Raw genomic sequence first — 21,549 nt, forward strand, 5'->3', positions numbered from 1 at the left:
TGTCAAAATACTTTGTGAATGCTTTGTTTATTTACACTGAATGTCCGTTCGAGTGTTTCGCTTCGCGAAACGTATCGAGAACTTTTTGGAACTCGGAACAGTACTTTAAGTTCAAAAGCACAACTCAACCCCTCAACTCTTTAACCTCTAAACGCATCATTCCTGCCACTCAACAATAAACAGATTGGTATCGCGCGTACCACCATTGTTCCGGTTGCTTGAAAAAGCCAAGTATTTTCCATCGTTAGAGAAGACCGGGAAGGCATCGAAGGTTTCGCTATGTGTAATGCGTTTGAGGTTCTTCCCATCAATGCCGATCATGTACAAATTAAAAGGGAACCCTCGTTCGGCTTCATAGTTACTCGAAAACAAGATCTTCTTGCCCGATGGATGAAAGAATGGACTCCAGTTGGCATTACCTAAAAAGGTCAACTGCCTTAAATCGCTGCCATCGGCATTACAGATAAAAAGTTCCATTTCGGTAGGCTGTACCAAACCTTGAGCCAATAGATCTTTGTATTCCTTTATTTCCTCATCAGTTTTTGGACGTGAGGCACGAAAGATGATCTTGCTTCCATCTGGCGAAAAGAAAGCACCACCATCGTAGCCCAATTCGTTGGTGATCTGCTTCACATCAGAGCCGTCGATATTCATTGTGTAGAGTTCAAGGTCACCACTTCTGGTTGAGGTAAAAACGATCTTATCACCTTTTGGAGACACCGTGGCCTCAGCATCATAGCCAGGTTCATTAGTGAGCCGAGCTGTGATATTTCCGTTGAGATCTGCGACAAAAATATCAAAGGAATCATACACTGGCCATACATATTTGCCGTTTTCGCGCAATGGGACTTCGGGACATTCTTTGTCCGTAAGATGGGTGGAGGCATAAACAATATGCCTGTTGTCGGGCAAGAAATAGGCACATGTGGTACGCCCCATTCCTGTGCTGATCATCGGTGGCTGTGTATTTTTAAAGGTCTCTCCAACATTCATCAAAAACATCTGATCGCAGCCGACTCCCCAATCTTTGTTGTTAGATTGAAAGATAAGTTGCCTGTCATCAAAACTCCAATAGGCTTCGGCATTGTCGCCTCCAAACGTTATTTGTCTGATCGCTCTAAAATGAATCTCTTCAGGATAGATCAGGGAATCTTTTCCAGCAACTAATGTTGTTGGTATTTCAATGATCGCTCTACCTTTTCTCTCACTTTTACAAGAACAAAAGATGATTAACAATGTTATAACAGTCAGATGTCTCATGAGATGCTTAATTTTACACAAAAATAACCAATATCATGAAGATACTATTGCTGTCTATTGCCGTACTCTGTTTTGTTTCTTGTAAAAAAGAAGTTGTCCAAGTAAGTATTAAGGAAGACGTCGCTTTTCTCTCAAGCGATGATTTGGCTGGCAGAGAGACAGGGACCAAGGAAGAGTTGATGGCGGCAAAGTATATCAAAGAGCGGATGGAAGCGATTGGTCTTATTGCAAAAGGACAGGCTGGCACCTACTTTCAGACCTTTACCTTCAGACCCAGTACCAATCCCCACGAAAAGGTCAAATTCATAGATGCAGGAGATGGCACCACTACAGGCACCAACGTGATAGGATATATCGATAACAATGCGGCGAAAACGGTCATCATCGGAGCGCACTACGATCATTTGGGGTATGGTGGTCAGGGAAGTTTACATCGAGGAAGTCTTGAGGTGCACAATGGTGCTGATGATAATGCCAGTGGAGTGGCCATGATGTTGAAATTGGCTGAACGCCTCACAAACCAAAATACAGGACATAATTATCTGTTCATAGCATTTTCTGGCGAAGAAATGGGGCTATTGGGGTCTAACTATTTTGCTAAGAACCCTACTGTCGACCTCTCCAAAGCCAATTATATGCTGAATATGGACATGGTGGGCAGGTTACGTGAAGATAAAGCGCTTTCAATAAGTGGTGTTGGAACGACGCCCTTATGGAAACAAATATTGAACAGCAACAATACTGGATTTAAATTGGTCCTGAATGAATCGGGAATTGGACCGTCGGATCATACCTCTTTCTATTTGCAGAATATTCCAGCATTACATTTTTTTACGGGGCAGCACGAGGATTATCACAAGCCCTCAGACGACCATCAAAAATTAAATTATGATGGGATGAAAATGATTACCGATTACATTTTCAACATTATAAGCGATTTGGATGCGAGCGACAAACTCGTTTTTAAGAAAACAAAGAATGAGAGCGAAGAAGTCCCTAGATTCAAAGTTGCACTAGGAGTTGTACCGGACTATCTATTTGATGGCGTTGGGATGCGTATCGATGGGGTGAGTGAAGGAAAACCGGCGGAAAAGGCAGGTTTGCAGAAAGGGGATATCGTCATTAAGCTAGGCGATATGGAGACGACAGACATGATGAGTTATATGAAAGCCCTCACGACTTTTCAGAAGGGCGACACCACAAAAGTAGTGGTAGATCGCAAAGGGAAACGAGTGGAGGCAACAATCGTTTTTTAACAAAAAAATCGATGAAGCATCATAAAAATACGATAAAAAGTAAAATTTGATGTATTTTAGCTTGGCTAAATAATTGATTATCAAAGTTTGCCTAAACAAGGTTCCCTGCTACATATCTGTTGTCTATTCTGTCTTCATCTGTGTTTCTCACAACAAGGCATGATTTCTGGAAAGGTATTGGACAGAAACGATCAACCTATATCTTTCTCGAATGTTTTGGTATTGAAGGCAAATGATTCTACCATAGTTACGGGCACCACCTCGGAAGAGAATGGCTATTATGAGATTAACGAGCTGGACCTTGGAGATTATCTCTTAAAAGGGTCATTTATCGGTTACGAAGAAACCATCATCCCATTTAAAATACATACTGCTGAAAGCATCGTGCAATTAGATATCGCGCTGTTAGAAACAGTGGATGAATTGGACGAAGTGGTTGTTGGAACTAAACGCCCCACCGTAGAGAGAAAAATAGATCGGCTTGTGTTCAACATCGCAAACTCTACACTAAGCGAACAACCCATCATCGATGCATTGAAAAGGACACCGGGAGTTTTGGTGCTTAACGACCAAATCACTATTAAAGGAGATACAGACTTTCAATTATTTATCAATGATAGGAAGGTCTCACTGCCGATATCGGACCTTTACGTTCTTTTAGCAGGAACACCAGCGAGCAATGTTCGATCCATAGAGGTGATCACTAACCCATCGGCAAGATATGGTGCCGAAGGCGGTGCGATCATTAACATTAATATGAGTAAAAATATCATCGCGGGATATCGTGGTAGCCTCTATGGAAATTTTACGCAAGCCGTGTTTCCGAAGTATAATGCTGGGATAAGTCAATTTTTCAAATCAAAGAAACTCGATCTATACGTCAATTACAACTATAGAGATAACAAGTCTAACAGAAATACTGACGAGACGATCAATTTCTTCGAAAGTGGAGTTCCCTCCTCGACTTGGATCTCCGATATCAATAGAGTCTCGAGGTCCGAGCGTCATAATGGGATGATGAATCTTGATTATACCTTCAACAGCAAGAGCGAGCTAAGCCTTTCCCTCAATGGATCATTTACGCCAGAACGAACATATACAAACAGAGGGGATACGCGAATCTTCAACAGTGCGCAATTAGATTCTACCTATATTGCCACCAACGATATTGGTGATCAAAGAAACAGCATTTCAAGCAATCTTGGATATCGATATGCGTTTTCGGATCGAGCTCGGATTTCTACAGACTTTCAATATTCATATTCAGACTTTGCGCGGGACCAGTCGATCAATACGACATTCTTTGATGCTATGGGGGCAAATCTTAGAAATGAGGAATTTGATTCGTTCTCTGATCAAATTGTTCACATTTATTCAGGTCAGATAGATTTTGAATCGGAAATCGGTGACAATGCCAAATTAGAGACGGGTGTAAAGATGGCGACGATCGAATCTGAAAACAAGCTCGATCAAAATCGAGCAAGTGCCACGATCGATGATACTTTCTTTTATGATGAAAAGAACTATGCGATTTATGCCAGCTATGAGGATCGTTGGGACAAATGGAGATTTAAGGGAGGGCTAAGAGCTGAATATTCGGATATAGAAGGGATTTCTGAAGTGTTGTCGCAGACGACCGACCAAAACTACGTACAGTTTTTTCCAAACGTTAATATGCAATACACGCCAAGTGACAAACATCAATACAGCCTGAGCTATGGAAGGCGAATTAGCAGACCTCGCTATGGTAGTATCAATCCTTTCAGATACTTTCTAAACTTTAATTCCACCTTTGAGGGAGATCCAAATCTACAACCAGCATACAAAAATCTACTCACCCTTTCTTATACCTTAAATGGTGATTACACCTTTGAACTCTATTATCGTTATGAAGAGAACTCGGAGCGTCAATTGATCTTTCAAAACAATACCGACCTTACCTTGCGCTATGTAAACTCTAATATCGACCGCGAGGTCTCGTGGGGCTTTGATTTTACGACATATAAAAGTATCACAGATCATTGGTCATTGTATGTGCTTAACTCTATCTACTACAGCGCCGAAAGGTTCAGGGCAATTGAAAATAATGGGCAACTCATCGACAATGGCTTATGGTCCCTATTCACCTATGTCGGTAATGAATTGACGCTTTCCAAGAAGCACGACTTGCAAGCCGACATCAACCTTACCTACGTGTCCCCTGCAATTTTAGGGGCATCGAGACAAGGTGGTTGGGCAAATTTAAGTATAGGTCTGCGCAAGACGACGGCAGACAGAAAATGGTCCTTTAGTCTTATTTCTGAAGATCTTTTAGGCACCTCAAACCCTAGGAACAGGATCAACTATTTGGACCAGAGCACAACCTACAGGCAAATCTATGAAACGCGTTTTATTCGCTTGGGAGCCCGATACCGCTTTGGAAATCGCAAACTAGAACAAAACAGCTCCACTAAGAAGACAGAAGAGCAAAAACGCCTGGAAGAAAAATAGAGGCTTTTACTTTTTACAAAATCAAGTATCTTTGCAGCCCAAGTATCTGATATGGTTAAAATTGGAAATATAGAACTTCCTGATTTTCCGTTGTTGTTAGCTCCAATGGAAGATGTAAGTGACCCACCGTTTCGTGCATTATGCAAAGAACAAGGGGCCGATGTCGTTTACACAGAATTCATTTCTTCCGAAGGTCTTATTCGCGATGCTGCAAAGAGCGTGATGAAGCTCGACATCTATGAGAAGGAGCGCCCCGTAGGAATTCAAATTTTTGGAGCTGAGCTCGATTCCATGCTGCAGGCTACGGATATCGTCGCAGCTTCAAACCCCGATATTATAGACATTAATTTTGGGTGCCCTGTTAAAAAGGTGGTGAGTAAAGGCGCTGGTGCAGGAATACTAAAGGAAGTAGATCTCATGGTATCACTGACCAGAGCAATAGTAGAGCGAACCGACCTTCCAGTGACGGTAAAGACACGTTTGGGTTGGGACCATGACTCTATCAGAATTGTTGAAGTGGCAGAGCGGTTGCAAGATGTGGGAATTAAATCGATCGCCATTCATGGACGTACACGCGCTCAGATGTATAAGGGAGAGGCAGATTGGGCGCCAATTGCCGCTGTAAAGAATAATCCACGCATGCATATTCCCGTGTTTGGAAATGGTGACGTGGATACCCCAGAAAAGGCCATGGAAATGCGTGATAGGTATGGGCTTGATGGAGCGATGATAGGAAGAGCAAGTATTGGATATCCATGGTTCTTTAAGGAAGTGAAACATTTTTTTAACACTGGATCTCATTTGGCACCACCGACGATCGAAGAGCGTGTAGAAGCTGCTCGCCGACACCTGCAAATGGCCATCGACTGGAAGGGCGAAAAATTAGGCGTCTTCGAAACACGCCGTCACTATACCAACTACTTCAAAGGAATACCACATTTTAAGGAGTACCGAACCAAGATGGTAACGAGTGACCAAAGCGAAGATGTTTTTGCTGCTTTCGATGAAGTTTTGGCAAAATTTGGCGATTATCAATTCGTTTAGAACATCCTTGCGTCTATCACTTTTTAATAGGAATCGCAACGTTTTCGCGACCATTATTTTTTGGATCAAGTGCTAGGCGATCAAATTTTTATTGATGCGGCTCGAGGCAATTTTTGAAGCGATCATCCCCAGTACGATGATCGTAACAATTACAATTAGGGTGTTTGAAAGTCTAAGCTCTACGGGATAAGCGAGTGATGGGGTGATCATGGCCAGCGAAAAGCTTTGTTGAAGCCATATCAAAAGAGCACCAATAGCAATACCGATCGTGCCGCCTATAAGTGTTAGAAGCATCCCTAGGCTAAAAAAGATATTTCGAATTTTTGCCGTCGTCAAGCCTAAATTGGAAAGGGTTTTAAGATCTTTTCTTTTATCCAAGATCATCATAATAATGGAGCCGATGACATTGAAGAGTGCGATAATGAGAACGAGGGTAAAGATCAAATAGATGGCAATGTTCTCAGTATTTAACATCTTATATAACGCGTCGTTCAATTCTGCTCTATTCTTGATCAGCACGTCATCCTCAAAAATCGAAGAAATTTCCCTTCTTAGAGCGATCTCATCAATATCTTCAGACATTCTTATCTCTATGGCCGAAATTTGATTTGGCGCAAAATTCAACAGCGATCTTGCTAGGTCGATATCGCAAAAAGCATACTTCGCATCGAGGTCTTCACTCACCATATAATAGTCCACTGCGGCCACAAGAGTGTTGTTGTAAGGTTTTTGGCCAGAAGTGATATTACCTTTTCCAGCCTTCGGAACGATGACCTCTATGAGATTGCCGTAATCTAAAATTCCGGCTCCTAAGGTGGTCGCGACGTTGGCACCCAGAATCACATCCTGACTATTTTTTGAAACCCAATTGCCATAACCTAATGCACTATCGATGGCAACCACATTTTTATAGTTTTCATCCACACCCTTTAGGATAGGGATGGCATTCTTCTGTTTGAAATGTAGGAAAACACGCTCTTCGACGACTTCAGAAAAATTAATGATGCCCGCTGTTTCCTTGAGTTGCTCGATTTGGTCTGCCGAGACGAAAAAAGACTTGCCCGTTACAGGAAACACCTTTAGATCGGCATCGAAGCTATTAGAAAATGAAAGCCCAAAGGTCTTTAGACCTGAAAAGCCTGCCAATACAACAAAAAGGGAAGCCGTTGCGATGACCACAACGGTAAATGCCACAATGTTGATGATATTAATGGCATTCTGACTGCTTTTAGAGATAAGATAACGCTTTGCTATGTAGAGCGGTACTTTCAAACGCAATGAAACTATGATTTCTTTCTTGGGTCTAGAAGATCTGGATTGTCGATCGGATTTTCCGTTCCTTTTAAAGAACGATCGATCTCATCGATATATTCTAATGAGTCGTCTAAATAAAACTGAAGGTTTGGAACTCTGCGCAATTGGTCTTTTGTCTTCATGGCCAATTGATGCTTTATCTGAGAAGCGTTGTCAGTGATACCCTCTAGCAACCCCTTAGCTTGGTCGTTAGGAAAGATACTTAAGAAGACTTTAGCATCCGACAGGTCTACCGTTACTTTCACCTTGGTTACAGAGATCAAAGTGCCCAAGAGGCCACCATCTCTTGCAGCCCCCTGTAAGATGTCTACCAAGTCCTTTTGGATGACACCGGCTATTTTTTTTTGCCTATTACTTTCCATGCAGCAAAAATACGACAATAACTGATAGGAGAGTTGCAATCTTATAAGAAGAGGCATAATTTTGTTATGGTATAATCGTTAATTAATTACAATGAAGAAAATCGAGCACATAGGTATTGCGGTGAAGGATTTGAACATCGCCAATGATGTATTTGCCAAACTGATGGGAACGCCTCATTATAAGGTCGAAGAGGTAGAAAGCGAAGGCGTGCGAACTTCATTTTTTAAGTCAGGCCCAAACAAGATCGAATTGTTGGAAGCCACACGCCCCGAGAGTCCGATAGCTAAGTTCATCGAGAAGCGCGGCGAGGGCATCCATCACATAGCTTTTGATGTGGAGGATATTGAAGCCGAGATAGCCAGACTTAAGGAGGAAGGCTTTGTTGTGTTGAACGAAAAACCCAAGAAAGGAGCAGACAATAAACTGGTGGCTTTTCTCCACCCAAAGACCACAAATGGGGTCTTGATAGAGCTCTGTCAAGAATCAGTTATTAACAATTAAAAAGCTTGCAGGGTTTCAAAATATGTAGTATAATTGCACCCGCTCTAGGACCCATAGCTCAGCTGGTTAGAGCACCTGACTCATAATCAGGGGGTCGAAGGTTCGAGCCCTTCTGGGTCCACTTATTAACAACTAAATTTGCCAATTCAAAATTTAGTTGTATTTTGGAATCGGTAAAGTAGATTTATCATTCAACGAATATATTGTCCATTTATAGATTAAATGAGTGCCCCAAGCACGATTTTTTTTGTTGAATGATTTAATTTTTTACATTTACGGCGCTATGGTTATGAACAATAAACAACTTACAATGATGCTATTCCTATGTCTTTTTGCGACGATAGGATATGCGCAGACCCCGCCGCCACCACTACCGCCGCCACCACCAGGACTTCCGATAACGGAGGGCCTTTTAGGATTGGCAATGCTAGGGGTTGTGTACGGTGTTAGAAAAAGACTTAAGAGATAAGTATTATGATAAAGTACTGTTTCGGAAACCGAACAGTGCTTTTTTATTTTGGCCCCAAACGAAACTTGACTCGAAAATAAGATGCTCTAATAGTCTTATTTGGCAGCATGTAACTTAGCCACATACTTTCCGATTACGTCGAACTCTAAATTCACTTTTTGACCTACTGTCATGGAGCTAAAATTGGTGTGCTCGAAAGTGTAAGGGATGATAGCGACACTAAAGCGATTCTTCTCAGAATTAACAACAGTCAAGCTTACTCCGTTTACAGTAATAGAACCTTTTTCAATCGTATGATTATTCAATGAAGGGTCGTATTCGAAGGTAAAGAACCAACTACCATTCTGTTCTTCCAAGGCCACACAACGACCAGTCTGATCTACATGCCCCTGCACAAGATGACCGTCTAGGCGGTCACCGAGCTTCATCCCGCGTTCTAAATTAACACGATCACCAGGTTGCAGGTGGTTTATGGTAGTCTTTTGGAGCGTTTCTTTTATGGCAGTTACTACATAGGTGTCATCCGTGACACTTACCACGGTTAGACAAACACCATTGTGAGCAACACTTTGGTCTATCTTTAATTCCCTGGCTAGATCAGTTCTAATGGTAAGGTGAAGATTTTCTTGTTCTTTTTCACGTTTGGCAACAATTCCAAGTTGCTCAATAATTCCTGTAAACATGGAAAGGATTAAATGGTTAAATTTGCGAATCAAAGGTACAAATAAAAGGAGCAATCGTTAATGAACAAGGTAGAAAAGATACGCGTAGGAATTTCGATAGGAGATTTGAACGGAATAGGTCCCGAAGTAGTCCTAAAGACCTTTGAGGACCCACGGATGCTCGATTTTTGTACTCCTGTTATTTTTGCGTCCTCCAAAGTGCTCTCTTTTCAAAAAAAGCAACTGAAACTAGCTACCAACTTTCAAAGTGTTGACCATGTGGATCGCATTGTCCACGGAAAGGTAAACGTGATCAACGTTTGGAACGAGGGTGTAGAGATCAACTTTGGCCAATCCGATGAAAAGATCGGAGACTATGCTAGAAAATCGTTGGAAGCTGCTACAAAAGCGCTGAAAGAAGGCAAGGTGGACGTGCTGGTCACAGCACCCATAAATAAGCACAATATCCAATCTAAAGAATTTGACTTCCCCGGCCATACCGATTATCTCGCCAAAGAACTCGATGGCGAAAGCCTTATGTTTATGATTACTGGAGAGCTTAAGGTAGGTCTTCTTACAGACCATGTGCCCGTTAGTGAGATCGCCAATCACATCACCCCAGAATTGATAAAAAAGAAAATTGGGATCATCCATGATTCATTGGTGAAGGACTTTAGGGTTAGAAAACCAAAGATAGCTGTGCTGGGAATCAATCCGCATAGTGGAGATAACGGTGTCATAGGGAAAGAAGATGATGAGATACTTAGACCAACCATCAAAGAGCTCTTTGAAGGAGGCAAGCTTGTTTACGGGCCATATTCTGCAGATAGTTTTTTCGGCTCGGACGGATATAAAAAGTTTGATGCAATAGTGGCAGCCTATCACGATCAAGGACTCATTCCTTTTAAGACACTTTCTTTCGGAAAAGGAGTTAATTACACCGCAGGCCTAGAAAAGGTGAGGACCTCTCCCGACCATGGTACGGCGTATGAAGTCGCAGGAAAGGGTGAAGCCGACAACAGCTCATTCAAAGAGGCATTGTTCGCTGCTTTGTCGATATATAAGGCAAGAAACGAACATGTTGAACTCACCAGTAATGTGCTCAAAAAGCGCCCCGCCAAGATATGAACAAAAAAATGTTGACAACCATTTCCTAGAACGAAAATTTGTTTATCTTTGCACCCGCCTTTATCTTGAGGTAGGGGCGTTCAAACTGAGGTTAAGATGAAGAATTTGAGAACGTTCGAAATCCCATTTGTGGGTTTAAAGCAAGGAACGCACCAGTTTGAGCATCATGTGGATGATGCATTCTTTGAAACTTTTGAATACGCTGAATTCAACAGTGCAGATCTCCAGGTAACAACAATGCTGGAAAAGAAAAGCACATTGCTTGAGTTCGGTTTTCAGGTAAGTGGGACGGTCAATGTAAATTGCGACCTGACCAATGAGCCTTTTGACCTTCCTATAGAAGGAAGTCTTAAGTTGATCGTGAAATTTGGAGAAGAGTTCAATGATGAGAATGATGAAATTCTGATCATCCCTCATGGAGAACATAAAGTTCAGGTGGCACAGTATATCTATGAAATGATCGTCTTGTCCACACCTACCAAAAGAGTACACCCGGGCATTGCCGACGGGACCCTGAAAAGCGAACTTCTTGAAAAGTTGGAGGAATTGCAACCAAAAGAAGTACAAGATGATACTGAGGAAACAGATCCTCGCTGGGATACATTAAAGAAACTATTAACAGATAAATAAGAATTAGCGATGGCGCATCCTAAGAGAAAAATATCGAAAACTAGAAGAGACAAGAGAAGAACTCACTATAAGGCAGTGGCTCCAACATTGGCCACAGACCCAACAACAGGAGAGGCACATTTGTTTCATAGAGCACATTGGCACGAAGGAAAATTGTACTACAGAGGCCAAGTGCTAGTTGACAATACAGAAGAGAACGTAGCTTAAGAAAAATAGTACTTACGTTAAAACTCTCGCCATAGCGAGGGTTTTTTTATTTAAAATTTTTCTAAGTGTCAAAAACCACTTAATTTGCACCACTATTTACAGTATTTTTAGTAATTTGAATCAATTTTATTTGATTTTTTGCTAAAATGACCAATAATTAGGTAAAACTGATATGAGCAAAATCACGGCAGCCATTACAGCTGTAGGTGCATATGTGCCAGAATTCGTGTTATCCAACAAGGTGTTGGAAACCATGGTAGATACCAATGATGAGTGGATCACCACTCGTACAGGAATCAAAGAAAGGAGAATTCTCAAAGAAGAGGGCAAAGGCACCTCTTTTCTCGCAATAAAGGCCGCTCAAGATCTTTTGAATAAACGGGGGCTTGACCCAAAAGAAATCGATTTGATCATCGTTGCTTCGGCTACTCCAGATATGCCAGTGGCCGCAACCGCATGCTTCGTCGCTTCCGAAATCGGAGCCGTCAATGCATTTTCTTACGACCTTCAGGCGGCATGCTCTAGTTTTCTTTATGGGATGTCCACAGCGGCGAGCTATATAGAATCTGGCAGATATAAAAAAGTACTGCTGATCGGAGCAGATAAAATGTCTTCGATCATCGATTATACAGACAGGACCACCTGCATCATCTTTGGAGATGGTGCAGGTGCCGTTCTTTTTGAGCCTAACCAAGAGGGGCTTGGGCTTCAAGACGAGTATCTCAGAACTGATGGTGTCGGGCGTGAATTTCTAAAGATCGAAGCTGGCGGATCCATACTTCCTCCATCTGAAGAGACCGTTAAGAATAAGCAACATTTCGTTCATCAAGATGGTAAAACCGTGTTTAAATTCGCAGTTTCCAATATGGCAGATGTAAGCGAAAAGATCATGCAGCGCAATCAGATGGAACATGATGATGTAAACTGGTTGGTGCCACATCAAGCCAATAAAAGAATTATAGACGCAACGGCCAATCGGATGAAATTAGATGCGTCAAAGGTGATGATGAATATCCATAAATATGGAAATACCACCTCGGCAACCTTACCCCTATTATTAAGCGATTATGAGAATCAATTGAAGAAAGGCGACAATCTTATCTTCGCAGCTTTTGGAGGAGGATTCACCTGGGGAGCAATATACCTCAAGTGGGCTTATAACTCTTAACGAATAATATTTAAACTAAGACTAACAGCTAACTAAACCTATATCATGGATCTTAAGGAAATTCAAAACTTGATCAAATTTGTGGCAAAATCAGGCGCCAGCGAAGTAAAGTTAGAGATGGATGATGTAAAGATCACCATCAGAACCGGAAGTGAAGGCGCTAAAGGTGAAACAACATTTGTACAGCAGATTCCCGTCGCTGCTGCTACAGGAATGCCGCCTGCAGCACAACCAGTTGCTGCCGCACCAGAGCCGGCCAAAGAGACCAAGACGGATTCAGCATCGGACGATTCTAAGTATATCACGATCAAGTCACCTATCATCGGAACGTTCTACCGAAAGCCTTCCCCAGACAAACCTTCTTTTGTAGAGGTAGGCCAAAGCGTGGCAGTAGGAGACGTATTATGCGTCATTGAAGCTATGAAACTTTTCAACGAAATAGAATCTGAAGTTTCAGGAACTATAGTGAAAGTGTTGGTAGATGATTCTTCACCGGTAGAATTCGACCAACCACTGTTTTTAATAGACCCATCTTAATCAAATTGTAAAATTCCAATAATCAAAAGCCAAATCCCATAAATAAGGTGTTTGGTGCTTGGAATTTGAGATTTTTAATTTGAAAAAATTATGTTTAAAAAGATATTAATTGCAAACAGAGGCGAGATCGCATTGCGAGTAATACGTACCTGCAAAGAGATGGGAATAAAGACTGTTGCTGTCTATTCTACCGCAGATGCCGAAAGCCTACATGTTCGTTTTGCAGATGAAGCGGTTTGCATCGGCCCAGCACCAAGCAATCAGTCATACCTAAAGATGGCAAACATCATCGCTGCGGCAGAGATCACCAACGCCGATGCCATTCATCCAGGATATGGCTTTCTCTCCGAAAATGCAAAGTTCTCAAAGATCTGTGAAGAGCACGAAATTAAGTTTATCGGAGCTTCTCCAGAGATGATCGAAAAAATGGGTGATAAGGCTACAGCAAAGGCTACAATGAAAGCGGCTGGTGTTCCTACCATACCGGGATCTGAGGGATTGTTAGAATCCTTTGAACAAACCGAAAAGTTAGCACGAGAGATGGGATACCCTGTAATGTTGAAGGCTACCGCTGGTGGTGGAGGTAAAGGAATGCGTGCTGTTTGGAAAGAAGAAGATCTCCGCAAAGCTTGGGATTCGGCCAGACAAGAAGCTGGAGCGGCATTTGGTAACGATGGGATGTACATGGAAAAGCTTATCGAAGAACCACGTCATATAGAGATTCAGGTCATCGGGGACCAGTTTGGAAAAGCTTGCCACCTGTCGGAAAGAGATTGCTCCGTACAACGCAGACATCAGAAGTTGACAGAAGAAACGCCTTCACCATTCATGACCGATAAGTTGCGTAAAGAAATGGGAGAAGCTGCGGTAAGAGCCGCCGAATTTATAAAGTATGAAGGAGCAGGAACAGTAGAGTTCCTTGTCGACAAACATCGTAACTTCTATTTTATGGAGATGAATACGCGTATTCAAGTGGAACATCCCATTACAGAACAGGTCATCGATTTTGACCTCATAAGAGAACAGATCCTAGTAGCTGCGGGAGTGCCGATTTCTGGCAAGAACTATATACCAAAGCTACATTCTATCGAGTGCCGCATCAATGCAGAGGATCCTCATAATGATTTTCGCCCTTCCCCCGGAAGGATCACCACACTTCACATGCCAGGAGGCCATGGTGTGCGTTTGGACACCCATGTATATAGTGGTTACACCATTCCCCCCAACTACGATTCGATGATCGCCAAACTGATCACAACGGCTCAGACCAGAGAAGAGGCGATCAATAAGATGAAGCGTGCGTTGGACGAATTTGTGATCGAAGGAATCAAAACGACCATTCCCTTCCATCGACAATTGATGGATCATCCCGATTATGTCGCTGGGAACTATACCACCAAGTTCATGGAGGACTTTGAAATGGCCGAGACAGAGGACTGATCCTAAAGAACAATGATATCTAGCTCCCTATATTGGGAGCTTTTTTTATCTTTCTTAAATTGCTTACATCGCTTATTTTCTGTCGCTTCTAATTAAGACCTTCCTCGCAATTAGATCCAAACCATCTACAAGAAAAAATTAAGCCCTAAAGCGTATCTTTATAACAACTAGTTTTGTATATGAATTTATCCTATTGGGAACAAAAATCATGGTTCAGTAATGTAGACCATACTATTGTTGGGAGTGGCATCGTGGGGTTGAGCACGGCGCTTCACCTTAAAAAAAGATTTCCAAAGGCCAAGATCCTTATTTTAGAATGTGGATTGTTACCACAAGGTGCAAGTACCAAAAATGCTGGCTTTGCCTGTTTTGGAAGTATTTCAGAATTGATAGATGACCTTAATTCACATTCCGCACAAGAGATGGTCACCTTGGTACAAAAACGATGGGAGGGATTACAATTACTTCGAAAAACATTAGGTGATTCGACCATCGAGTATCAGCAGCTAGGTGGCTACGAGCTATTTGGCCATAGGGATAAAGAACTCCTTGAAAACTGCTTGAACAAAAAGAATGAGATAAATGGCTTATTAAAACCCATATTTGAAGAGGATGTTTTCGAAATAAGGACCAATGCTTTTGGCTTTAAGAGGATTCAGCCCGATTTATTTTTCAATAAGTTTGAGGGACAGATCGATACCGGAAAGATGATGGTCGCATTGCTTAAAAAAGCCATCGTAAATGGAATCATGATCCTGAATAACTGCACCGTCGAGGCCTATTCAGAGAATTTTGAAGACGTGGATGTCAAAACGGATACTCTTCAATTCAAAACCAAGAAATTGCTAATTGCGACCAATGGTTTCGCGTCGCAGATGAATATCAAAGAGACCCAACCGGCTAGAGCTCAGGTATTGATCACAAAACCAATTGAAGGACTGTCCATCAAAGGAACGTTTCATTTGGACAAGGGCTATTATTATTTTAGAAATATAGACAACAGAATTCTTTTGGGTGGTGGAAGAAATCTCGATTTTAAAGGAGAACAGACTTCCAAGATGGCGCAGACACCGCTTATTCAAAATAGACTAGAGGAATTATTGAAAACCACCATATTACCAAACACACATTTTGAGATCGACCACCGTTGGAGTGGTATTATGGGAGTTGGGAATCTAAAGAAACCCATTGTGAAGCAGGTATCGAATAACGTGTATTGCGGGGTGCGACTGGGAGGAATGGGCGTTGCCATTGGAAGCATCATTGGAGAAGAACTTTCTCGTTTAGTAGATAATTAGAGTTTTTAAGAAAGTTTGTGACAAAGGAAAATACATATCGCAGGGATAAACGATCGCCAACGCCAAAAAGCGAAGCGGTCTCTCGTGTGATGAGTGCGAACAAAAGCAAGAACACCAAGCCAGAGATATTGTTCCGAAAGGCATTATGGAAGGCTGGATTTCGAGGCTATCGACTGCATCAAAAGAAGCTTCCCGGCCGGCCCGATATCGCATTTACTACAAAGAAAGTGGCCATTTTTGTCAATGGCTGCTTTTGGCATCGATGTCCGCATTGTAAATTAAAATTACCCAAGAGCAACACCCAATTCTGGGAAGAGAAGTTCACCAAAAATATTCGAAGAGATCAAGCCAAGCAGGCGGAATTGGCTAAACACGATTGGAAGGTACTGGTGGTTTGGGAATGTGAACTGAAAAAAAATATGGAAGCACAGGTTGAAAAGGTAAAGAAACTGTTGGGCGATATCAAGAAATACGAGGTTGAGCAAGAGGAATTTCTCAAAGCCGCGGAAGAAGAAGAATTGTATGGAAACGAATGATATAAAAACAATCCTTTTCAAGCAATGTGAGCAGTTCGTCAACGAACGATTGGGTCGCATCCAAGATCGCATCCAAGGAATACAACAGTCTTTAAATTCAGAAACGAAGAGCACCGCAGGCGACAAGCACGAGACAGGAAGGGCCATGCTACAGTTAGAGCGAGAAAAGGTAGGGCAGCAGTTAGCCGAGGTACAAAAGCTAGTAGCTATATTATGTAAAATAGAAGTGTTGCCAGAGCATACTACGTTTCAGGACCAAGGTCGCATCAGACTGGGCAGTTTGGTCTTTACTGATCAGGCGAATTATTTTATTTCGATATCCGCGGGTGTCCTAAAACACAAAGAAGACAGCTTCTATGCGATAGCTACCAACACGCCAATTGGCATATTACTTATAGGAAAGGAAAAGGGCGAAACGATTGTCTTCAAGGGCAAAAAAATAACGATCATGCGGGTCTTATAAGGCGCATGGATGCTCCTGGCCAATAATTTTCTATAGCTCTTTAAAATAACTTCACTGCTTCTAAGGATAGCTGAAATGCCGCTTTTAACGAATTCTAATTTACCTACTACGAATTCTAAAAGGACCTTTCTAGCCAAACTTAACCATGCTACTTTTACCTCGTAGTAACCACCAAAAACTACTTGCTATGAAAAAACTGAGCATACTTTTAACCATATTTCTAAGTCTTGGAAGCCTAACCGCACAAGACTTTGTAGAGACCAAGGCATACACGACCATTTTGGAGAGTAATGGAGAGGTGCTTACGAAAGTATCGTTGGTTGGAAAGGAAGATCCGGTGAACATGGTGGCATCTATGACGATCACAGACCCAGACATCTTTGATGGGGTTTATATCTCCACATTAAAGAACAATGGATTAGAAGGGATAAAAGAAGTATTAAAAGTAGAATTGGCATACGGCGCATGCTGCACAGGAGTTCAGGCATATTATTTTACCGTTTCTGAAGAGAATGTTCTGACTGCGCTACCAATGTTAGAAAATATTTATTGTGAAAAACCAGGACCAATAACACAGTATATCTTCCCTAATCAAGAATATGGACAACAGGGGAAGATACTTAGAGCGCAATCATCTTTTAACAAAGAGTTTAAGATCGATTATGTTTCTTTGGAGAAAAGCTATTCATGGACACAAAACACTTTTTTCGCCGAAGAAACCTATGCGCAAACCTTCAATAAGCCTTAAGTTTTGATTAATTTATTGGGTTAATTCAAAATTGGGCCTCTTCTTTGGGCGGAAGGGGCCCTTTTTCTTTTTGTAATGATAAGTCAATGAATTGTTTATATTTGTTATAACCCATTGAAACTTAAATGTACCTACAACGACTAGCCTATACTGCCATATTGCTATGGATGTACTTTATATGTGCACAGACTTTTGCGCAGAATAATCAGCTACAATCCTATACGCTCGAAGACGGCCTGCCTCAGTCGCAGGTGTATGACGTTATTCAAGACGAGATCGGATATCTATGGCTTGGGACCCAAGGAGGCGGACTTGCCAGATTTGATGGGGAGAAGTTTAAGGTATGGAACGAAAGCGATGGATTACTTTCAAATTACATACACGCCATTACACATGCCAACGACAGCATATTCATCGGGACCAAGCGAGGATTATCTATCAAGACCAAGCGAGGATTTACAAATATCGAAGGTCCTCAGGTAAATAAAATTCTCAAAGTTGCAAACAAGACCTTTGTCGCTACAGACAATGGCCTTTTTCAGTTAAAAGATAGCGCAGCGCTCAAAAGAGTTTCTGTTCACGAGTTCATCAATAAAAGTGTCGTAAACGATATTGTTTTCGATGGAGGACATTTTTGGATAGCATCGAGCAGGGGACTTTGGCGGCTAAAGGAGTTGAAGGATAATCCGACATACATTCGGAAAAAGGCAACCAACAACTTCACCTCTTTGGCAGTCAAAAACAATAAAATATACGCTGCCACCTACAATGCCGGTGTTTTAGTGATGAATGCAAAAGGAGGGCGCAGAGCGGACTATGTATTATTTGAGAGGCCCTACCGCATTAATAAAATGCAAATCATTGATGGTCAACTTTGGGTTGCCACGGATAACAGCGGTGTTAAGGTCGTCAGCTTGCTCGATTTTTCAGAGCAAAAGACATTGAGCAGAACCAGTGGCCTTTCAGTTGCTCATATTAGAACGATGATCAGGGATCGGCAATCCAACATCTGGATCGCTACTTCGGGTGGGGGGCTCTACAAGTATTTTCAAAATAGCTTTAAGCACTTCGATAGACGTTCGGGCTTAAAAGGAAATAGGATATATGCGGTTCACAAGGCAGCCGATGGTCTCTGGGTCTCCAATTCGGAAGCTGGACTAACGCGTATTGATTCTCTTGGAATACATCCAATCCCAGAAGATGAGCGCTTTTCTGAGGTGAAGTTCAAAACGATTGCCAGCGACTCTAGCGGAAATATCCTGGCGGGAACCGAGGGAAAGGGAATATTATTTAGAGAAACTATCGAAGTAGATAGCATACTTATAGATAGCTCCGACCTAAAGAACATCATCACCGACACCATTGTAAAGAAGGTCACAAAGGATCATCTGATCGACACCAAGCTGGGCCTAACTTCAGATTGGATACGCAAGATCGAGATCAGGGACGATGTCATTTGGGTGGCGACCTATTCTAGCGGGATCAATAGGTTTAAGTACTCATCAGAGACAGGCAAGGTCAGCGACATGAAAAAGTTCGGTCCACGTTCTGGAATTAAGGACCTATTCATTAGGGATATGAGAATTGACAATGACGGAAAGATATGGTATGCGACAAAAGATGGTCACCTAGGATATATCAAGGGAAATCGCGTCAAGCATCTTGGAAATATTTTTGGACGAAACATCACCATCAATTCGCTGCTATTTCATGAAGACAAACTCTACATAGGGACGTCTGGGAGTGGTGTTTGGTGGGCGAGTGTCTCAGATCCAACAAACATTGCCAGGCTAAAAGGTAAGAAGAAGCTTTATTCAGACAATATCTATCAGCTTATTTTTGATAATGAAGGTAACCTTTGGGCGGGCACTGAACGTGGCGTCGATAAGATCGTTCTGAACCCTTCCAATGAGATCGTCGATGTTTTTCACTTTGGCAGAAACGACGGCTTTTTAGGAATTGAAACCTGTTTGAATGCCGTGGACAAGGACGATGAAGGTAATCTCTGGTTTGGAGCCATCTATGGACTCACCCAATATCAACCAGGCACGAAAAAAGATACCAGCATCAAGCCTACCCTTCATTTTGAGGACGTTGAGGTCGCTTATCAGAGTATCGATAGTATCAATTTAAATGAGTGGACCAATAGTGAAAAGGTCGTTCAATTGAATCCCTCTCAAAAACAAGTCACCTTTGCATTCAAGACCATAGACATCAATAATCCTTCTGAGGTACAATATCGCTTTCGATTGAACAAGGGCGAGTGGAGTCCATGGTCATTTGAGAGTAGACAGAATTTTGCGGGTCTGGCATACGGGGCGCATAACTTTACAGTACAATCCAGAAATAGACGTTGGGAGCAAAGCGATCCCATTGCTTTCAACTTTTTCATTCAAAGACCCTTTTATAAGAAGTTCTGGTTCCAGGCCTCGGTATTCTTGGCCATACTTGCAACCATGGCCATACTCGCATTGCGATATTTGAGAAGGGTAAAGAAAAGGAATAGGGAAGAACGTGAACGTCTTCAGATGCAGAATCATCTTCTTTCGTTAGAACAGAAAGCATTGCGCCTGCAGATGAATCCTCATTTTATCTTCAATGTACTCAACGGGATCAAGGCGATGGGCACCAGCAATCCCGGCAAGATGAATACTACCATCAACACCTTCGCTACCCTACTCAGAGAAACGCTCAATAATTCGCGACAAGATCATATCACATTAGATCAAGAAGTTCAAACGCTAAAAAAGTATATCGAAGTGGAACAATTGATGGCAACCAAACCGTTTACGTATGACATCAAAGTAGATTCTGATTTAGACAAAGAAGAGATCTTGATACCACCGATGTTAATACAGCCATTCGTTGAAAATGCGATACGACATGGCATACTTAAAGGTACCAGAAAAGGAAAGTTAAATATTTACTTCAGTACAAACGGAGGGGATTTCTTACATTGCAGTGTTATAGACAATGGAATGGGAATCTTTCAGTCGCAAAAGACCAAGACAAATACGGACCATCAATCGATGGCTTTGACAGTGACCACAGAAAGGATCGAATCGCTTACTGGAAAAGACACCCTCAAAATAAAGGAGTTACAAACCGAGAAAGGTACAGTCACTGGAACGGAGATTTCTTTTAAGATACCACTAGAAACCGATTACTAAGATATAATTATGCTTACAGCCGTTATCGTAGACGATATGCCAGACGCCCTTCAGTTGCTGAAAGGTGACATAGAGGCCAATCATCCCGAAGTTACCATTGTAGACACAGCGAACAGTGTGGTCGAGGCAGCAAAAGTATTGCGAAAAGAACAACCCGACATCCTTTTTTTGGATATTATGCTGGGCGACGGCACAGGCTTTGACGTTCTGGAAATTTTCCCAGACCTGAGGTCAAAGATCATCTTTGTCACTGCGAGCGATGAATTTGCCATACGCGCCTTTAAGTTTGCGGCGATAGATTACGTATTAAAGCCCTACTCTAATGAGGAATTGGCACAGGCCATCACCAAGGCCAAAGAGCAGATTCAACCCAACAAGGAGCGCTTGGATATCTTAAAGGAAACCTTATCGGCTCCAGAACAAAAACCCAACAAGATTTCGCTGCATACTTTAGACAAGATCATCATCGTAAGCTTGGACGATATCGTTCGCTGCGAGTCAGATAGCAATAACACCATATTTTATCTAAAAGATGGGCAAAAGGTCTTTGTGACAAAGACACTCAAATATTTTGCCGACATGTTAAAGAACTACCAGTTTTTGCGGGTCCATCAGAGTCATCTGGTCAATGTGCAATTCATCAGCGCCTATATCAAGACCGATGGCGGTTATCTGATGCTAAAGAATGATGACAACATTCCAGTTTCTGTCCGTAAAAAGCAAGAAGTGATGGAGATGTTGGATAGGATGCATCGGTAGACTACCGTCATGACCAGGTCTTAAATCTTGTCGTTGTTTCATTTCTTTAGCATCAAAGAAAAATCGCTTACGATATCTTGGAGTTGCTTTTGCGAAAGGAGTGTAG

The 21,549-nt window shown here is 42.0% G+C and carries 21 protein-coding genes and 1 tRNA gene; 18 read left to right on the forward strand and 4 right to left on the reverse strand.

Annotated elements, in window-relative coordinates; translation table 11 throughout:
• Positions 1-156: 156 nt before the first annotated feature.
• On the reverse strand, positions 157-1,260 hold the full coding sequence (locus ACFQ1M_RS13390; protein ID WP_386409030.1) for a TolB family protein: 1,104 nt from the start codon (positions 1,258-1,260) through the stop codon (positions 157-159).
• A gap of 35 nt (positions 1,261-1,295) precedes the next feature.
• Here ACFQ1M_RS13390 and ACFQ1M_RS13395 point away from each other — a divergent pair, with 35 nt between their 5' ends.
• The 3 genes from ACFQ1M_RS13395 (at position 1,296) to dusB (ending at position 6,050) form a co-directional block, all read left to right on the forward strand.
• Positions 1,296-2,516 carry a M28 family peptidase gene (locus tag ACFQ1M_RS13395; protein ID WP_386409032.1) on the forward strand — a complete coding sequence of 407 codons (1,221 nt, stop codon included), beginning with the start codon at positions 1,296-1,298 and terminating at the stop codon, positions 2,514-2,516.
• Positions 2,517-2,675: 159 nt separating this feature from the next.
• On the forward strand, positions 2,676-5,006 hold the full coding sequence (locus tag ACFQ1M_RS13400) for an outer membrane beta-barrel protein (protein ID WP_386409033.1): 2,331 nt from the start codon (positions 2,676-2,678) through the stop codon (positions 5,004-5,006).
• A gap of 51 nt (positions 5,007-5,057) precedes the next feature.
• Positions 5,058-6,050 (forward strand): tRNA dihydrouridine synthase DusB, encoded by a 993-nt coding sequence (gene dusB / locus ACFQ1M_RS13405; protein ID WP_386409035.1) that lies wholly within the window; start codon positions 5,058-5,060, stop codon positions 6,048-6,050.
• 72 nt (positions 6,051-6,122) lie between these two features.
• On the opposite strand, the gene ACFQ1M_RS13410 is transcribed toward dusB, so the two are convergent.
• Positions 6,123-7,328: an ABC transporter permease gene (locus ACFQ1M_RS13410; protein ID WP_386409037.1), complete on the reverse strand. Its 1,206-nt coding sequence runs from the start codon at positions 7,326-7,328 to the stop codon at positions 6,123-6,125.
• Positions 7,329-7,333: 5 nt separating this feature from the next.
• Positions 7,334-7,726: a 30S ribosome-binding factor RbfA gene (rbfA, locus tag ACFQ1M_RS13415; RefSeq protein WP_386410872.1), complete on the reverse strand. Its 393-nt coding sequence runs from the start codon at positions 7,724-7,726 to the stop codon at positions 7,334-7,336.
• Between the two features lie 91 nt (positions 7,727-7,817).
• On the opposite strand from rbfA, the gene mce reads away from it, so the two are divergent.
• From mce to ACFQ1M_RS13430, 3 genes are all read left to right on the forward strand, one after another.
• Positions 7,818-8,228, forward strand: a complete 411-nt coding sequence (mce, locus tag ACFQ1M_RS13420; protein WP_386409039.1) for a methylmalonyl-CoA epimerase — start codon at positions 7,818-7,820, stop codon at positions 8,226-8,228.
• Positions 8,229-8,275: 47 nt separating this feature from the next.
• Positions 8,276-8,349: transfer RNA gene (locus ACFQ1M_RS13425), tRNA-Ile, on the forward strand.
• 189 nt (positions 8,350-8,538) lie between these two features.
• Complete coding sequence (locus tag ACFQ1M_RS13430; protein WP_386409041.1) at positions 8,539-8,697, forward strand: hypothetical protein; 159 nt, start codon at positions 8,539-8,541, stop codon at positions 8,695-8,697.
• Positions 8,698-8,792: 95 nt separating this feature from the next.
• Here ACFQ1M_RS13430 and ACFQ1M_RS13435 read toward each other — a convergent pair whose 3' ends face one another.
• Complete coding sequence (locus tag ACFQ1M_RS13435) at positions 8,793-9,380, reverse strand: riboflavin synthase (RefSeq protein WP_386409042.1); 588 nt, start codon at positions 9,378-9,380, stop codon at positions 8,793-8,795.
• Positions 9,381-9,440: 60 nt separating this feature from the next.
• On the opposite strand from ACFQ1M_RS13435, the gene pdxA reads away from it, so the two are divergent.
• From pdxA to ACFQ1M_RS13495, 12 genes are all read left to right on the forward strand, one after another.
• On the forward strand, positions 9,441-10,487 hold the full coding sequence (gene pdxA / locus ACFQ1M_RS13440) for a 4-hydroxythreonine-4-phosphate dehydrogenase PdxA (RefSeq protein ID WP_386409044.1): 1,047 nt from the start codon (positions 9,441-9,443) through the stop codon (positions 10,485-10,487).
• Between the two features lie 96 nt (positions 10,488-10,583).
• A complete protein-coding gene (locus ACFQ1M_RS13445) occupies positions 10,584-11,117 on the forward strand; it encodes a YceD family protein (RefSeq protein ID WP_386409046.1) in 534 nt (177 codons plus the stop codon).
• 9 nt (positions 11,118-11,126) lie between these two features.
• A complete protein-coding gene (rpmF, locus tag ACFQ1M_RS13450; protein ID WP_386409048.1) occupies positions 11,127-11,324 on the forward strand; it encodes a 50S ribosomal protein L32 in 198 nt (65 codons plus the stop codon).
• Positions 11,325-11,496: 172 nt separating this feature from the next.
• Positions 11,497-12,492 (forward strand): beta-ketoacyl-ACP synthase III, encoded by a 996-nt coding sequence (locus ACFQ1M_RS13455; RefSeq protein ID WP_386409050.1) that lies wholly within the window; start codon positions 11,497-11,499, stop codon positions 12,490-12,492.
• A gap of 45 nt (positions 12,493-12,537) precedes the next feature.
• Positions 12,538-13,029 carry an acetyl-CoA carboxylase biotin carboxyl carrier protein gene (gene accB, locus ACFQ1M_RS13460; RefSeq protein WP_386409052.1) on the forward strand — a complete coding sequence of 164 codons (492 nt, stop codon included), beginning with the start codon at positions 12,538-12,540 and terminating at the stop codon, positions 13,027-13,029.
• A gap of 90 nt (positions 13,030-13,119) precedes the next feature.
• Positions 13,120-14,469, forward strand: a complete 1,350-nt coding sequence (gene accC, locus ACFQ1M_RS13465) for an acetyl-CoA carboxylase biotin carboxylase subunit (RefSeq protein WP_386409054.1) — start codon at positions 13,120-13,122, stop codon at positions 14,467-14,469.
• 179 nt (positions 14,470-14,648) lie between these two features.
• The gene (locus tag ACFQ1M_RS13470) at positions 14,649-15,767 is read left to right on the forward strand and encodes an NAD(P)/FAD-dependent oxidoreductase (protein ID WP_386409056.1); all 1,119 of its coding nucleotides are present in this window, start codon (positions 14,649-14,651) and stop codon (positions 15,765-15,767) included.
• 17 nt (positions 15,768-15,784) lie between these two features.
• A complete protein-coding gene (locus ACFQ1M_RS13475) occupies positions 15,785-16,303 on the forward strand; it encodes a very short patch repair endonuclease (RefSeq protein ID WP_386409058.1) in 519 nt (172 codons plus the stop codon).
• A complete protein-coding gene (locus tag ACFQ1M_RS13480; RefSeq protein WP_386409060.1) occupies positions 16,290-16,766 on the forward strand; it encodes a 3-oxoacyl-ACP synthase in 477 nt (158 codons plus the stop codon). Before ACFQ1M_RS13475 ends, ACFQ1M_RS13480 begins: the two co-directional genes overlap by 14 nt.
• Positions 16,767-16,953: 187 nt before the next feature.
• Positions 16,954-17,514: a hypothetical protein gene (locus tag ACFQ1M_RS13485; RefSeq protein WP_386409061.1), complete on the forward strand. Its 561-nt coding sequence runs from the start codon at positions 16,954-16,956 to the stop codon at positions 17,512-17,514.
• A gap of 125 nt (positions 17,515-17,639) precedes the next feature.
• The gene (locus tag ACFQ1M_RS13490) at positions 17,640-20,684 is read left to right on the forward strand and encodes a ligand-binding sensor domain-containing protein (RefSeq protein ID WP_386409063.1); all 3,045 of its coding nucleotides are present in this window, start codon (positions 17,640-17,642) and stop codon (positions 20,682-20,684) included.
• Positions 20,685-20,693: 9 nt separating this feature from the next.
• Positions 20,694-21,443: a LytR/AlgR family response regulator transcription factor gene (locus ACFQ1M_RS13495; protein WP_386409065.1), complete on the forward strand. Its 750-nt coding sequence runs from the start codon at positions 20,694-20,696 to the stop codon at positions 21,441-21,443.
• The last annotated feature ends 106 nt before the right edge of the window (positions 21,444-21,549 follow it).

Source organism: Sungkyunkwania multivorans, assembly GCF_042675645.1.
Lineage (GTDB): Bacteria > Bacteroidota > Bacteroidia > Flavobacteriales > Flavobacteriaceae > Sungkyunkwania > Sungkyunkwania multivorans.